At 35.8% G+C, this 17435-nt stretch carries 10 protein-coding genes; all 10 read right to left on the bottom strand.

Annotation, left to right across the window (positions count from 1 at the left end; all coding sequences use genetic code 11):
• Nucleotides 1–136: 136 nt before the first annotated feature.
• The 10 genes from HYN86_RS16645 to HYN86_RS16690 all read right to left on the bottom strand — a co-directional run bounded on the left by HYN86_RS16645 (nt 137) and on the right by HYN86_RS16690 (nt 17432).
• Nucleotides 137–2797, bottom strand: coding sequence for a glycoside hydrolase family 3 protein (locus HYN86_RS16645; protein ID WP_113679058.1), 2661 nt, complete (start codon nt 2795–2797; stop codon nt 137–139).
• A gap of 12 nt (nt 2798–2809) precedes the next feature.
• Nucleotides 2810–5053, bottom strand: a complete 2244-nt coding sequence (locus tag HYN86_RS16650; RefSeq protein ID WP_113679059.1) for a GH92 family glycosyl hydrolase — start codon at nt 5051–5053, stop codon at nt 2810–2812.
• Between the two features lie 11 nt (nt 5054–5064).
• Nucleotides 5065–6549: an alpha-L-fucosidase gene (locus HYN86_RS16655; RefSeq protein WP_113679060.1), complete on the bottom strand. Its 1485-nt coding sequence runs from the start codon at nt 6547–6549 to the stop codon at nt 5065–5067.
• A gap of 53 nt (nt 6550–6602) precedes the next feature.
• Nucleotides 6603–8453, bottom strand: coding sequence for a glycoside hydrolase family 35 protein (locus HYN86_RS16660; protein WP_113679061.1), 1851 nt, complete (start codon nt 8451–8453; stop codon nt 6603–6605).
• A gap of 11 nt (nt 8454–8464) precedes the next feature.
• A complete protein-coding gene (locus HYN86_RS16665; protein WP_113679062.1) occupies nt 8465–10777 on the bottom strand; it encodes a beta-N-acetylhexosaminidase in 2313 nt (770 codons plus the stop codon).
• Nucleotides 10778–11009: 232 nt separating this feature from the next.
• Nucleotides 11010–12032 (bottom strand): isoaspartyl peptidase/L-asparaginase family protein, encoded by a 1023-nt coding sequence (locus HYN86_RS16670; RefSeq protein ID WP_113679063.1) that lies wholly within the window; start codon nt 12030–12032, stop codon nt 11010–11012.
• 90 nt (nt 12033–12122) lie between these two features.
• On the bottom strand, nt 12123–13241 hold the full coding sequence (locus HYN86_RS16675) for a putative glycoside hydrolase (protein WP_113679064.1): 1119 nt from the start codon (nt 13239–13241) through the stop codon (nt 12123–12125).
• Nucleotides 13216–14283 carry a carbohydrate-binding family 9-like protein gene (locus HYN86_RS16680; RefSeq protein WP_113679977.1) on the bottom strand — a complete coding sequence of 356 codons (1068 nt, stop codon included), beginning with the start codon at nt 14281–14283 and terminating at the stop codon, nt 13216–13218. The genes HYN86_RS16675 and HYN86_RS16680 overlap by 26 nt, the downstream gene beginning before the upstream one ends.
• A 7-nt stretch (nt 14284–14290) precedes the next feature.
• Complete coding sequence (locus tag HYN86_RS16685; protein WP_113679065.1) at nt 14291–15256, bottom strand: glycoside hydrolase family 130 protein; 966 nt, start codon at nt 15254–15256, stop codon at nt 14291–14293.
• Between the two features lie 298 nt (nt 15257–15554).
• Complete coding sequence (locus tag HYN86_RS16690) at nt 15555–17432, bottom strand: sodium:solute symporter family protein (protein ID WP_113679066.1); 1878 nt, start codon at nt 17430–17432, stop codon at nt 15555–15557.
• Nucleotides 17433–17435: the final 3 nt, after the last annotated feature.

Raw genomic sequence — 17435 nt, forward strand, 5'->3', positions numbered from 1 at the left:
AACGTTTTCATTTGTAATCCAACTCTTCCTTATTTTAAAGGCCAAAATCTATTAATCTAATAGATTTTGGCCTTTTTTAATTGTATTCTTTTTTTTATCTAAAAAACGTTTAAAATTATTCTGCGTTTAAGCGATTTTAGTTCGAAACCTTAAATTTAGTTTTGAGTAAATCTGTCGAATTTCCGCCAACCATAACTTCGAAATCTCCAGGCTCTACAACGCTCTTCATTTCTCTGTTCCAGATAGATAACTCATCTGGTGTAAGTGTAAATTCAACATTTTTTATTTCTCCTTTTTTAATATTCAATCTTTTGAATCCTTTTAGCGTTTTTTCAGGAGTGGTAACAGAGCTGTAAACATCATTAATATATAATTGTACCACTTCATCTCCATCTCTATCTCCAGTGTTTTTAACATCAACAGAAACTTTCAATTCTCCGTTTGGTTTAATTTCAGCTGCGCTGATTTTAAGATTTGAATATTCAAACTTCGTATAACTCAATCCAAAACCGAATGAATATAAAGGATGTTCGCTTTCTGCTACATATTTATGTATCGCAGATGGTTTTTGGTTATAATATATAGGTAACTGCCCAACCGACTTTGGAACTGTTATTGGCAATCTTCCAGCTGGATTGTAATCTCCAAATAAAACATCTGCTACAGCTCTTCCTCCAAACTCTCCTGGGAACCATCCTTCAATAACTGCTGGAATATTTTCTGCAATCCAATTTGTAGAAAGCGGACGACCGTTTAATAATACACAAACTACAGGTGTTCCCGTTTTTTGAATCTCTTCAATCAATTGCTGTTGGATTCCAAATAAGTCTAAAGAAGCAACGTCTCTGTTTTCTTCTACTAACTCGTTTGATTCTCCTAAAACTACAATAGCAACATCTGCTTTTTTAGCAGCTTCGATTGCCGGCTGTAAGTTTACTTTTTCTAAATTCCAACGGAAATGCGCTCTGGCACCCCAGCCACCTTCCCACATTTCAATGCGGACTTTGTATTTTTTACCTTTTTCTATATTTTTTGGAACCGTCACCATGCTTGTTGCCCCTTTTGACCAGTTGTCAATTACCAATTGGTCATCGATATACATTCTAATTCCGTCATCAGAACTTAAACCTAACCATCCGTCAAGTGCTTGATCTGATTTTAAGAATCCTGTCCATCTGATAGAAAAATCATCCACATTAACACCGTCTCCAGGCGCCCAAGGCCAGTCAAACTCTAATTGACTGTCGATACGAGTCAATGCTGGAGCTCCTTCTAGATTTCTGTTATTGAAATATTCTCCTTTTAATCCGTTTTGAGCCTCATCTGGAGTAAACAAATATTTAGATGGAATAATTTGTCCTTTTACAATTAAAGGAACACCTTCTTCGTAAACTACATTGGCAGTTTTTCCAACAATTTGCTGTATACCTTCAAAAACTGTTGTTCCAACACTATTTTTAGGAGCATAACCTCCCATTCTTGAAGCGTTTGCATTTGGTCCTATAACGGCAATGTTTTTAATACTTTTACTCAACGGCAAAATATTATTATCATTTTTCAGCAAAATCATTGATTTTTGAGCAGCTTCCAAAGCAACAGCTTGATTTTCTTTAGTATGAAAACGCTCTTTAATCAGATTTTTATCTGTGTACGGATTTTCAAATAATCCCAATAAAAATTTCAAACGTAAAACTCCTCCCGCAGCACGGTCGATATTTTCCATTGTCAATTTCTTTTCATTTACCAATTCAATAATGGTATTCTGCCAAAATTCATTACTAAAATCATAAAACTGCATATCAACACCAGATGAAACCGCTTCTCTAATAGCATCTTTTGGAGAATCAGCAACTTTGTGAGTCGTTTGGATATATTTAATGGCTCCTAAATCTGAAACAACAATTCCTTTAAATCCCCATTCTTTTCTTAAAACATCTGTCAATAACCAATGATTTGCGGCACAAGGAATTCCGTCTAATTCAGAATACGCACACATAGTTCCTAACGCACCGCCTTTTGTAAATGCTTTTTGAAAAGATGGTAAATGGTCTTCACGAGCTGAACGTTCTCCAACTAAAATTGGCGAAGAATTTCCTCCCGCCTGCGGAATACCATGAACCGCAAAGTGTTTAGGCTCTGCAATAATAGAACGATCTGATTTTAAATCGTCTCCCTGTAAACCTTTTATGAATGCCAAACCAATTTCACTGTTCAAGAACGCATCTTCTCCAAAAGTTTCAGCAACACGTCCCCATCTTGGTTCGCGTCCTAAATCTAAGTTTGGACCAAAACCAAAATGAACTCCATGCGCTCTGGCTTCCATACCAATTACTTTTCCAACTTTATCCATAACATTAACATCCCAAGTCGCTCCAAGTCCTATGTTCATTGGGAAAGCCGTACTTCCTTCATCTAAGTAACCATGAAGCATTTCGCACATAATCAGCGCAGGAATTCCCCAACGGTTTCCTTTGATTACATTGGTTTGCAAATCATTGATCATTTTCGCCGAACGCGGATAAAGATCATGAATAGCTCCAATTCCTAATTTTCCAATTTTTTCTGCCGATTTAGATTTTGCGAAATCTTCTTTATCTTTAAAATAATCTCCTCTATACATATCCATCTGACGTACTTTTTCTTCAAGTGTCATACGGCTTAACAAGTCTTGTACTCTGTCTTCAACAGGTGTTTGGGCATTTTGGTAAGGATACTTTTTCTGGGCATGGGTTTGGTTAAAAAAACCCACAGCCATTACAAAAATAATGGCTGTCCTTTTCATTCTTAATTGTAACATAGTTGTGTGTGTTTAGTTTTGAATCACTTTAAGCTTTGTTCCATTCACAAAATCATCGTGCGAAATAAAAAAGCTGTTAAGTGTTTTTCCGTTTAGCTCAATCGAATTGATTTTTCCATCATTATTGATTTGTCTTTCAATTACAATGCTTTCTTTTTTATAATATCTTGGATCTAATTTTATCGTCACTCTATGAAACATTGGCGCGGTAATGGTGTAAATTGGATCTCCCGGCGATATTGGATAAATTCCCATCATCGAATAAACCAGCCAAGCCGACATGGTTCCGGTATCGTCATTTCCTGGTAATCCTTTTGGTTCATTTTTGAAATATTCGCGAACCAATTTCTTTACCATTTCCTGAGCTTTATACTCCTCACCTTTCACATAATTAAACAAATACGGATTGGCAATATCTGGTTCGTTTGCCATATCAAATTGTTTGATATCAAAGATTTTCTGTAATTGCGCCGAAAAAGCTTGATCGCCTCCCATTAATTTCTTTAATCCATTAATATCGTGGGGAACCATAAATGCATATTGCCAAGCGTTTCCTTCGATAAAGCCAACATTTTCTTCAAAATTAGCTCCAGAAGCAGGATCAAATGGTTCATACCATTTTCCGTCAGCAGTTCTTGGTCGAAGCAGATTTAAGTTTTTATCAAATAATTTTCTATAGGATAATGAACGCTCTTTAAAACGTTTTACATTGTCTTTGTCTCCGAATTCGTTGGCCATAAGCGAAATAGAATAATCTGAAATATTGTATTCCTGAGTTGTAGAAACTGGACCTTTATTGTCGGTTGTTAAATAGCCTTTTTTGATATAATCTTTCAATCCAGGTCGAAGCGGATTATTTTCAATATTATTTGCGCCTTTCAACATCGCATAATAGGCTTTATTAATATCATAATCGCGAATTCCTCTCAGGTAAGTATCGGTAATGACAATACTTGCTGGATCTCCAACCATGGTAAAAGTTTCGGTGGAATTCAATTCCCACTTGGGTAACCAGCCGTTTTCATCAAACATGCTCAACATGCTTTTTACCATATCAGATTGCTGTTTTGGATAAACCAAAGACATCAACTGATGTACATTTCTGTAGGTATCCCACAATGAAAATGTAGTATAACGAGTACCATCGGTTTTACCAATTTTAGTTCTTTTGATTACTGGATATTCTCCGTTAATATCATTTAAAATATTGGGATGAATTAAAGTGTGGTACAAAGCCGTGTAGAAAATCGTATTATCATCTTTTGAACCGCCTTCAACTAAAATTTTAGAAAGTTCTTCATTCCATTCGTTGTAGGTTTCTTTGTAAATTGCGTCAAAAGATCTGTTACCTACTTCTTTTGCTAAGTTTTCACGGGCATTTTCGATACTTACGTACGAAATTCCGATCTTCACTTCAACTGTTTCTTCTTTTTCGAATTTATAAGTAAAATAACTTCCAATACTATCACCCACAACGGTTTTGATTGTATTCTCCATTATTCTAGCTTTTCCATTGTAACCCATCCATTGTGCTTCAACACCGTTGTATTTGGCAGGTTTTTTCCAAACGCCAAATTTATCGGCTGGCTTAGAAAATTGAGCTACGAAATAAACTGGATAGGCTTCTTCTGGACTGTTGTAACAAAAGGATCCAACAGATCGCATTCCTTCAATTTCTGTCGAAGAAACTACTTTTACCATTGCACCTTCTTCGTTTGTTAATCCCAATCCAAGATTTAATAAAATATTAGATTGCCCTTTCGGGAAAGTGAATCTGCTTACTCCCACTCGTTTTGAAGCTGTAAACTCTCCTTTTACTTTATACTTGTCGATGTTTACGCTGTAATATGCTGCTTTTGCCACTTCATTAGAATAAGTCGAACCGTATTTTAAATGATCGATTTCTACTGCTCCAGTCGTTGGCATCAATAAAATAACGCCCAATTCTGGACAGCCAACACCGCTTAAATTCACTTGACTAAATCCTGTCAAAAAGGTATTCTCGTTCACATACGGATTCGAAAGCCATTGACTGTCTTTTTCCATCGGTGTACCTTTTACTCCCGCCACATTAAACGGACTAATACTGGCCATGCCGCGTGGTGCAATTGGTCCTGGAAATGCTGCTCCAAAATTTGAAGTTCCAATAAATGGATTTACAAAATCGGCAGGCTCTTGTGCAAAAATGGTTATGCTAAAAAACAGCATGTAAAAAATACATGCTGTCTTAATTTTATTTCTGTTATTTAAAAGCATAGGCTTATTTCTTATCGATTAATAGCTTCGATTTTTAAAGTCCAAGCTTCTTTTGCTGGAAGGTTATTTCTTAAACTTTCTGGAATAATTACCTTAAATCCGTTTCCTTCTTTTGTCCATTTTAAAGAAGTTTTAGAACCTAACATGGTAATTTTTGTTCCTTTTTTAGGACTGATAGATTTTACTGTCACTGCTGCTGGAATTTTGTCTTCTCCGTCTTTAGCTAAATAAAATGCGAATACATTACCCGCTTTATTTTGTGTAAAACAGATGTTTTCTTCTTTGTAAGGCTCGATTGGTTTTGTATTGTAAATCGCTGTACTGTTTACTTTCATCCAATCACCGTAAGCCTGCAATAAATCGTACGCCCCTTTATCCCATTCTCCTTCTGGACTTGGCGCAATGTTTAATAATAAGTTTCCGCCTTTTGCTACAATGTCAACTAACATGTGAATACCTTGTCTTCCAGTCATGTAAGTAGCACCTGGAGAATAAGACCATCCACCGCCTGCAGGAATACAAGATTCCCAAGGATAAGGCAAAGTCTTAGCAGGAACACGTCCTTCTGGAGTTAAGTAGTTTTGGTTTTTACCATGAACCGCTCTATCTACAACGATCAAACCTGGTTGTTTCTGACGTGCTTTTACAACCAATTCGTCCATTTTTGGATCTTGATCTACCACTCTGTGTTTGATGAAACCGTTTTTAGATTCGTTTTCTGTAAACTTTTCATCGTAGTTTTCTTTGATGTTAACTTGGTCTCTTTTACGAACCCATCCTCCATCTAACCAAAGAATATCAACTTTACCATAATTAGTCAAAATTTCTAAAATCTGGTTATGTGTAAAGTCAACATATTTCTGCCATTTTTCTGGGTATAAAGACGGATCGTAGTTTACGTTTCTGTCGAATGGCGGAAAATAAGGATCCCAGTAGTTTTCATTATGCCAATCTGGCTTTGAGAAATAAGCTCCTGTAGAAATACCTTCGCCTCTAAATGAGTTGAAAATCTCTTTTAAAACATCTGCTTTTGGATTTGTATGGAAAGGAACATCTTTACTAGTTATCTTATAATCAGAATATTTAGTATCATACATATTAAATCCGTCATGGTGTTTTGTAGTGAATACCATGTATTTCATCCCAGCATATTTCGCTGCTTTTGCCCATTTTTCTGGATCGAATTTTACTGGATTAAATGTTTTTCTCAACCCTTCGTAATCTTTTATATAATCATTATAATTAGATGGATTACTTCCTTTTTTACGTTCACACCATCCGTAATCTTCAGGACAAATAGACCAAGATTCTACAATACCCCATTGGCTGTAAGTTCCCCAGTGCATTAGCAGACCAAATTTTTTGCCTTGCCATTCGTCTAAGTTTTTTAATACTGCCGGATCTGTTTCTGGTACGTATCTTTCATCTTCATATATCGCCTGCGCGAATATCTGAGCTGAAAATAAAAGGGCGATAATGAATATTCCTCTTTTCATCTTTAATCTAATTTATAATTTATTATTCTTTGTTTTTAGTTTAATAGGTAATTCTAATTTAATTTTTCAAGTATAGGCTGATCTGTAAAAGTCAATTCTGTTTTACTGTTTTCGTTAAGCTGCTCCAATACAACAATCTTATTCTCGCCTGCTTTCAACCAACAACCTGGTACATAAAGCGTTTGCTGTGGTCCAACTTTCCAGTAACGTCCAAGATTGTGTCCGTTAACAAATACAATTCCTTTTCCCCAACCTGTCATATCCAGAAAAGTATCGGCAGGTTTGTCTATGTTTACAATAGATTCATATAAAACTGGGCGCCCTGGTTTTACCGTTTCGTTTTTAACAGCTGGAACTTCATTCATTGGCATTTTATACATTTCCCATCCGCCGCTAATTTCAAATTCATTTAAAAATACTGGAGTAATAATTCCTTTAGTATTATGTACGATTTCGGCGCCGTAGTTAATGCGACCCATATTTTCAACTAGAATTTCTAAAATACCGTTAAAAGGAATGGTAACTGTCAACTCGTAGTTTTTGAAAACTCTATTCAACTCACCTGCTTTAACACCGTTTACATAAACTGTAGCAAAGTCTCTCAATCCTTCAATTTTTAATTTACCAGAAATGGGCTGCGTAAATCTTTTTCGATACAAAACATATCCATGTCCTTGACCTAATTTTTCAAATGTTAAAGGCTGGTCATTTACAACTGGTTTTTCTTTTTTTATCCAACTTAAAACATCCATGCTTGATTTGATAGCCTGATTAGGATATTTTGCAACGGGTATTTTGGCTGGAATTGAGGCTAATTTTGTTTTAGAATACTTTTGCATTACTTCACGTATAGCCATATATTTTGGTGTTGCCCAACCTGCTTCGCTAATAGGAGCATCATAATCATAGCTTGTAATATCTGGCTGAATATCCATTTCTTCATTATAATTTGCCCCAGAGGTAAATCCAAAATTAGTACCGCCGTGTACCATATAATAATTAAAAGAAACACCTGCATCAAGGTACTTTTTAGTTTGACTTGCAATCTCCTCAGATCCAATTTTAATAAATGGTTCTGCCCAATGATCCAACCAGCCAGAATAAAACTCTGCGACCATGTAAGGCCCTTGTCCGTTATGGTATTTATCAACCTGTTTTTTTAAATTATCTATATTTGATTCCCCATTTGCAGTCGGTAACGCGCCCTCTACCATACCACCTTCAAACAACCAAGCACCGTCAGAAGTAAAAAAAGGCTCTGGGAATCCTGTTTGTTTAAGTATATTGTAAATTGCAGTTTTGTAGGCTTTATGATCATCAGCACTAATATCGGTTCTTTGAGAAACATAAGACCCAAATTCATTTTCGGCCTGAACCATAATAATGGGTCCTCCTTGATTAGCAAAATGTCCTTTCACCTCTCCATACAAATGTTCTATATACGTTTTACAAGCGTTTAAAAATGCTTTGTTATTGGTACGAATTACTAAATCTGGATTATTTTGCAGCCACCAAGGGTATCCTCCAAATTCCCATTCGCCACATGCATACGGACCTGGTCTAAGAATTACATATAATCCTTCACTTTTAGCAATACGTAAAAATTCTGACAGATCTCTATTTCCTGTTTTAAAATCCCATATACCTGGTGCTACTTCGTGATAATTCCAAAATACATAAGTAGCCACGGTATTCATTCCCATAGCTTTAAGCATTTGCAATCTATGTCTCCAATACTCTTTAGGAATACGTGCATAGTGCATTTCTCCCGAATGTATTTTAATTATTTTCCCGTCCTGCTGAAATTCTCCCTTAGATATAGAAAATCCTTTGGTTTGTGCCTTAGTAAAAAACGGCATCAAGCAAATCAATAATATCCCGATCTTAAATAGTACCTTCTTCATTTTTTTAATATTTAATCAATTAAAATTTCATCGACAAACAACCAAGAGCTTTCTCCTTTTGGACTTTTCTTTAAGTTGCCTGCAATAACTTTCACAAAACGTGCATTTTGTTTTTGGAAATTGATTTGGAAATCTTTCAATTCTGGAACAGCATTTACCGCATAAGGACGCATAATTTTCCCTACCTGAGTGTATTTAACTCCATCTGTAGAAATCAACACTTTCACTTGAATTGGGAAATTAACTCCTGCTCCTTGACTTTCTAAAGCGCCAACTTTTACTTGCTCGATACTTTCTACTTTTTCTAAGTCGATAACCAATTCCATATCGTTAACTAACCAAGCCTGCCATTGTCCGTCATGGAAATTTTTACTTCCTCTGATCGTGTTTACCATTGTATTGGCATCGCCTTTATAATTCGAATTGTAAGGGGTCAAGTATTTCACTTTTTTCGAAAATGCTTTATGGAAAACAATCGTATCTGTATATGTTTTTCCAACTGGCTTTTCATCTTGGAATAAAGAAGCTTTTAAAACCGTTGTTTCTTTTATTGCAATTGGGCTTGTATATTTTATAGCATGGTGATCAATGGTCTGGTTTCCTAAAACATAACGAATGTCTGGATTAGGAAACTCGTTTTTTAATTCAACTTTGATTTGTTTATTAGCTAAATCTGCTGTAGAAGAAGCCGTTACCAAATAAGCACTTTTCGCATAATTAATTCCTAAATAATCGTAACGTTTTAATAAAGAGAATAATCTCGTTGTAAAATCATTCCAATTGCGTTTCTCTTTCGGGCTCCATAAAGTTTCTGATAACGCCGCTAATCTTGGGAAAATCATGTATTCGGAATCTTTTGGCAGCGCTAAATGTTCTGCCCACAAATTTGCTTGTCCTCCTAAAACATGTGCTGCTTCCTGAGGTGTCATTGTTGAAACTACAGGATCAAATTTGTACACTTCACTTAACGGATTATAAGCGTCAAAAGCTAAAGGTTCTTCGTTTTGCGGACCTTGATAAAAGTTGAAATAACAAGGAGATTCTGGTGTCATAATTACGTCATGACCTTGATCTGCCGCTTCGATTCCGCCTTTCATTCCTCTCCAGCTCATTACCGTTGCATCTGGAGCCAAACCGCCTTCTAAAATTTCATCCCATCCGATAACTCTTTTACCTTTTGAGTTGATGTATTTTTCCATACGTTTTACAAAGTAGCTTTGTAATTCGTTGACATCTTTTAATTTCTCGTCTTTGATTCTTTTTTGGCAATGCGGACATTTAGCCCAATTGGTTTTCGTCGCCTCATCGCCACCAATGTGAATATATTTTGAAGGGAAAATCGTGATTACTTCATCAATTACATTTTGCAAAAATTCAAATGTAGTTTCTTTTCCTGCACAATAGATATCAGTCAAAGGCCAAACTCCGCCTGACGGAACACCAATTCTCTGATTAAAGCAAGCCAATTCAGGATAAGCTGCAATGGCACTGCTTACGTGCGCCGGCATTTCGATTTCAGGAATAATTTCAATTCCTTTTGTCGAAGCATATTTTACAATTTCTCTTAATTCATCTTGTGTAAAGAAGCCTCCGTACGTTCCTTTCTCGTCAGGATTTGTTGTTAATCTCGCATTCCAGCTAGTGTTTTCTTGATCAACTCTCCAAGCTCCAACTTCAGTTAGTTTTGGATATTTTTTAATTTCAATTCTCCAGCCTTGATCATCAACCAAATGCAAATGTAAAACGTTCATTTTGTGCATCGCCAAACGATCGATTGTTGCCAAAATGTAATTTTTATCGAAGAAATGACGTGATAAATCCAACATTAAACCTCTCCATTTAAAACGTGGTTCGTCGTTAATCGTTAAGCTTGGAATCTGCCACTTTGCAGAAGTGATTGCATATTTGCTTTCAATCGCTTCAGGAAGTAATTGTCTAACACTTTCTAATCCATATAGAAAACCAACATTTCCTTTTGCAGAAATAACAATACTCGTCGGATTTACATCTAAAACGTATGCTTCATTTTTTAAATTAGGATCTACTTTAAACTGCACAAAATTGCTTACCGGAGCTTTAGTTGTCGTTTCTGGTTTCCATCCCGCAGCCACTTCAAATTTAGAAGCTAAAGCATTTGCTGCATCTCTTTGGAAATCGCCGTTTACTACAAACTTGGTATCTTTTGTAAATTCAAAAACACCAGTTTTAATAAGAGTCTGACTCGGTTTCGGAATAATGTTAATATCACTTTCTGTATAAACTTTCTGCGCATGAGCCGAGAAAATTGAAGTGATTAGGGTTAATAGGAATAATAATTTTTTCATTCTTTGTTTTTTGGTTTCTCTACTTAATTTCCTATTGAAACAAGAAGAGAGATAGTTTTTTTAGTTTAGTTTGTCATTTCGACTGAAAGGAGAAATCACACTAGAAACTCCTCACAGAATGTCGCCAATCTTTGTCGAATCCCAAGTGCGATTCCTCGTTCCTCGGAATGACAAACTGTTGTGTAAAATTTTGTCAAAGTTTGAAACTTTGACTAAGTTCTAAACTTGACAATTATTTATCCCAAGACATTTTAAATTTCGCATCTTCCATTCTGTGACCTTTTACATCATCAGAAACGGCGAAATTAAATCCAGATCTTAGACTATAACCCGCATATTCTCCGTTTTTATTCAAAGCAATAAAACCAACTTGCAGGTATTCCATGTCTTTGTGGTTTTTATGTTTGTTGTAAATACGTTCTGTAATTTCTTTACAAGCATCGTAAGGCGATTTTCCCTGGCGCATTAGTTCTACAACCATTGCACTTCCTGCAGTTCTAATTACGGCTTCGCCTAAACCAGTTGCTGCTGCCGCTCCTACTTCGTTATCCAAGAAAAGACCCGCGCCGATTATTGGGGAGTCACCGACGCGTCCGTGCATTTTCCAAGCTGCACCGCTCGTGGTACATCCGCCAGAAAGATTGCCTTCTTGGTCTAACATTAGCATACTGATGGTATCGTGATTTTCTATATTAATAACTGGTTTGTATTTAGAATCTTCCAGCCATTTTTTCCAGTCTTTCTCAGATTCTGGAGTCAATAAATTTTCTTCTTTAAAACCTTCAGACAAGGCAAATTGCAATGCTCCCTGCCCCGCCAACATTACGTGAGGCGTATTTTGCAATACTCTTTTCGCAACAGAAATGGGGTGTTTGATTCCTTGCAGAAAGCAAACAGAACCGCAGTTGCTGTTATGATCCATGATACAGGCATCAAGAGTAACTTTTCCTTCGCGGTCTGGATATCCTCCATAACCCACACTGCGAACAGTCGGATCGGCTTCAGGTATTTTCATTCCGGCTTCGATGGCATCTAAAGCTGATTTTCCTTCTTTTAGGTTTTTCCAAGATTCTTTATTAGCAGGCAGACCATGATTCCATGTCGAGATGATGATCGGTTTAGTCTGTTTTTTTTCTTTTAATTCAGCTTCTGGTTCATTTTCGTGATTTGCAGCAAATCCGCTTACGCCCAAAACAGAACTTATGGCTAAAGTGCCTAACGTTGTTTTCTTGATAAAATCTCTTCTATTTGACATGTGGTTTATTTTTGGTTCAACATTCAGAAATAAAATTGTTCTTCCTGCTGCAATTTACTTCGTAAAAAATTTTAATCCGAGTAAAATCGACTATAAGCTTGCTTTTACTGCTTTTATCGTCTTTAAATTACTGTCTGATAAAGCATTTCCGTCAAAAAATGAAACTCCTGCAGCACCATTTTTCTTCGCTTGAAGAATCGCTTCTTTCAATTCGGCATCCGATTTTAATCCTGGAATGTAGATTCCTGTATTTACTTTAGTCGATTTTCCATCTAAATCTGCTACGCCTTGTTTGGTTGCGTAACCTACCCAGTCAATTTCTTCATCGTAAAAACTATGATAAATCATTGGATACACTTCGTCAATATTCCATTTATCCCAACGCTGGCGCACCATATGATCTGCCATTTCTGGATAAGGGAACACTGCTGCTGTTAATTTTTTATTGTGTTTGTGAACAATTTTATATGCATCATCGACAACAGCTTTTACAGCATTTAATCTGAAGTTTTTCCACTCCATATCGATAGAAGTGTTATGGCTGTTTTTTGGATTTTTATGATGTTCTTTTTCGAATTTGCTTACGCAGGCATCACAATAACAGAAATCGAATTGTGGTAATTCTGTATCTTGAACCAAGTTGTATTTTGGTAATAAACTGATTGGCAAAAAGATATCTGGGAAACGAATGTAATCTAAATGTACACTTTCGATTCCTTCTACTTTTGCCAAACCTTCAACCAAGCCTAAAACGTGGTTTCTAGATTCTTCTTTAGTCGGACAAAGCCATTGGTAATAATCTACATACGGACGATTATCAAAACAAGATTTTCCTTCTTTGCTAACTTGGTACCAATCTGGGTGTTGTAACGCTACAGAATCATTCGGGCGGTTCATTGCCATGATCCAAGCGTGCACTTTTAGACCTTCTTTTTTAGCTAATGGAACTAATCTTCCTAAAAGTTTTGGATCTGTATTCGTATTAATTAAAACTTCATCGATTCCGCCGTCTTTGTATTTTTTGAATTCTTTAGAATAATCTACATCCGATTTTTTAGCGTCAGCAGTTGTCCAAACTCCAAAAATGAATTTTCCGTTTTCGACGTCTTTATTCTGTTTTTGTCCGCAAGAGAATAAACTCAGCGAAAGCGCTAATACTAAAATTTTTGATAGTTTTTGAATGCTATTCGTTCGTAATAATTTTACCATCTTCTTTAATTATTAAGGTTTTGTTTGAAAAAGGACTCTTTACCAAGATATTAAATCCTGATGAATGATTTTCTAAAACTGGTTTTAAGGTCTTTCCGTCAACAACAATATTTTTTTTACTGATATTCTGAAGGGATTTTGCCCAGGTTTTATTCTTTTCAAAATATCTTTTTTGAGCTCTGTATAAAGTATACAATTCCCATTTTACTTTTTCTTGCTGCGGAATTACAAATTTATCCTCGCTTTCTCTTGAAGAAAAGTATACATAAGCCCATTTTTCGGGCTCATGCATATTGATGACTCCCATAGGCGACCAAACCCAATTGTATTCTGGGAGAAACTTTCCTTCTGTATCTTTTTTTCGTTCGTACTTTCCGTCAACAACAGAATGCTGCCAATTTACTCTTGAGAAATTAACTTTCCAAAATTTATCTTTCGGAACTATATTCTCATGATAAGATGTTTTATAAACCGACCATGGAATGGCAATTTCTAATGTCCAGCCTTTATCAATATCTGATGCATTGTTTAAAGTTCCGTCTACTTTTACAGCCGATTTTAAACCATCGATATTCCAGTCGTTTAAAACCGTATTTTTTTCGCGGTAGGGTTTATTGATAAATAAATCCCAAGCGGTGTTTAATGCATTTATTTCTAATTCATAATAATTGTGAGTATCATTATCTGGATCAATAAAAACCTCAAAATCATTATTATAGAAAATAATAGTATCCCGTTGTCTAAGATTTGCCCAAACATGAGGCTCTTCCATCTTAGCCAGAATATAGTAGTAATTATCGTCCCAGAGCATTTTAACCTGAGTTTTGTATTTTGGAGTTTCAACACCTTCTATGTCGACAAAAGGTGTTGTCCAAGATGTTTTTTCCCAAGCTTTGTCTGCTCCATCGCCGTCGATAGTAATTTCGCTTGAAGTTTTATACGCAATATAACTTTTTGGTGTAACCTCTTTTTCAGATTGTGCATAACCCATCAGCGAAAAAAAAGTAACGGCTAGGGACAATAATTTACCTCTACTATGCATCATTATATTATAAACTATTATCTTTTGTAAATTGAATTACTTCACTTAATTTTCCGAAAGCGATAGCTACGTGAGTATCTGCAGCACCGTAATAAACTGCTAATTTATCTTCTTCAAAATCGTGTAAAGCAGCACATGGGAAAACTACATTTGGTACATCTCCAACCATTTCATACGTTTCTGCAGGTCCTAATAAATACGGCTGCGTTCTGTACTTTACTTGATCTGGCGCGTCTGTTTCTAATAATGCTGAACCCATTGCATAACGGAAACCGTTGCAGGTATTGATAACTCCGTGGTAGATCATTAACCATCCTTCGTTAGTTAAAATCGGGATTGGTCCTGCACCTACTTTTGTACACTGCCAAGCGCTTTTTTCAAACTGACTTGGTTTCATCACCAATCTGTGCTCTCCCCAATATTTCATATCTGGACTGTAGCTGATCCAGATATCTCCAAAAGGCGTATGTCCATTATCACTTGGACGGCTTAACATGGCGTATTTACCGTTGATTTTTTGAGGGAATAAAACTCCGTTTCTGTTGAATGGTAAAAAGGCATTTTCGCATTGGAAAAATTCTTTAAAGTCAAAAGTATAACCAATACCAATTGTTGGTCCGTTATAACCATTACACCACGTAATCCAGTAACGATCTTCGATCCAAACCACACGAGGATCGTATTTATAAGAAGATTCGATCATTTCTGTATTACCAGATTTCATTTCAATTGGTTCGTGGTTGATGTCCCAATTGATACCATCTTTACTGAAACCAGCAAAAATATTCATCTGAACTGCTTTATTATCACATCTAAAAACCCCAGCATATCCGTCTCCAAAAGGTACAACTGCACTATTGAATATACTGTTTGAAGAAGGAATCGAATATCTGTCGATAATTGGATTCTCAGAATATCTCCACATTACATCTTTACTGTTTTCGGGTCTGTCTTGCCAAGGAATAGTACTCATTTTTTTTGTTTTTTTTATTTATTAGTTTTTTTTATTCTTTACTTAAACACATAGAATCATAGCTTTTTGGAGCGTACAAAAGGCGTTTCGCTTGTTTTAATAAACATAGCTTCGCGGACATTCTTGCGTTTCCGTAGTTGACACTACGGACTATGTTCAAAGCTATGTGTTAGAAACTAGTTTCTTTATACGCTCTTTTCAAAGTCAAAAAAATCTATGTTTCTATGTGTTTAAATTTTTATAGAAGCAAAATAATTTCCTCTAAAATATTGATTCTATACTCTTTATTTTATTTTCTCTACTCTTCAATCTTCCTAACTCGGTCTAACCAAGTAAACTTCAATACTGTAGTTGTAACTAAAAAGACAACTAAGGCCACCGCAGCTTTTGGATAATCTCTGATGATGAAATAAATCGGAAGCAGAATCATGCTTGACTGCCATACAATTCCGATTACACAATTCATCATATCTAGATAGAAATCATTATTTTTTTGGAAAGATTGATCTTCCGCTTTTAACTGTTTGTAAACTGGATTCCAGAATCCCCAAGGTCTAACATTACTATAGAAAGATTTCAGCACTTCCATATCTGTTGGTTTGCTTAAATATGTTCCTAAAAGACAGCCTAAAATTGACATTCCGAAAATTAATGGGAATAAATAAATAGATGGCACTTGCGAAAGATCATGCAAGAATGTTCCCGCTGTTAAATTTCCTTTGTTTTGATCTAAAACGAATTGTAGAGAAGCAGCGATCAATCCACCGACCATTCCCCAGAAATAACCCCATCCGTTGAAACGCCACCAAATCCATTTTAAGAAGTTCGCCGCAACGTAACCTCCGTACAAGGCACTTGTAATCCAAAGCGTTAAAGAGTTGATCGAATCTGCAAAGAATCCCATGAAAACTCCAAGTCCAACTACCATAAATGATGAAATCTGACTTACTTTAATATAATGTGCATTTGATGCAACTGGTTTGAAGTATTTTTTATAAATATCATTTACAATATAGGCAGGACCTGCATTTACGAAAGCTGAGAATCCAGACATAAAAGCGGCTAATAAACCTGCTAAAAGAATCCCTTTAATTCCAACTGGGATATAAAGATTCACCACTTTTGGCATTAATAATTCTAAATCTGCACCTGTAAGATTAACGTTTGCGTTTAATTCTGGCGCAAGATTTACCAAAGCAATAACCACAATTCCAGTGATTAATAAATATCTCGGAATAAATAAAATCAAGTTGGTAAAACCACTCATGTAAGCTGCTTCTTTTACTGATTTAGTAGAAAGAACACGCTGTAAATCGTAACTTGGAGTTGGACCTGCGACACTCGCAAAAAATCCTTTAAAAAGTGTCATTCCGATAAATGCACCAAACATTTTGTAACCTTCTGTATCAATTAATCTATTGAAAGTTTCGAATTTATCGCCCCATTGAGTTTCAAATTCCCACCCGAAGAAAACATTTTTCCATTCTGGAGTAATTACGGAATTGATTTGAATATCAGTATAATTAATGAATGCGTAACCAGCGATTAGAACACCTGCCACAATCATAATAATGTACTGTACGACTTCTGTTGCCACTACTGAAAACATACCGCCTTTTACGGTATAAATGGTAGTTAAGAAAATGATTAACAAAGCATAAGCCTGTTCTGATGTTAAGAAAACACCACCGTTCATATGAACTGTCAAATCCCAAGGAAGAATAATGGTTACAAACTTTCCGATTCCAACGAAGAAATAAGCGATGAAACCGATCGTAGAAATAATAGCAAAAATGGCCACAATAATATGAGAAGCTTTTCCTGCTTTATCGCTTCCAAAACGAGTTAAAATCCATTCAGAACCCGTCATTACTTTTGATCTTCTAATCCAGACTGCGAGGAACATCATGACGAAAATCTGATTCCAAATCGGCCAAAGCCACATAAACATGAAACTTTTTACGCCGTATAAAAATAAAACTCCAATCATCCAGGAAGTTCCTGAAACATCAAACATTCCTGAGCCATTGCTCAATCCTAAAAAATACCATTTGATTGATTTCCCGCCAAGGAAATAATCATCAAGCCCTTTTGATGCTTTTCTTGAAATCCAGATTCCTATACCGACCGACATTACGATATAGATTAAAATGATTGATACGTCTATAATGTTCATTAA

This window comes from Flavobacterium fluviale, from assembly GCF_003312915.1.
In the GTDB taxonomy this organism is placed as follows: Bacteria; Bacteroidota; Bacteroidia; order Flavobacteriales; family Flavobacteriaceae; genus Flavobacterium; species Flavobacterium fluviale.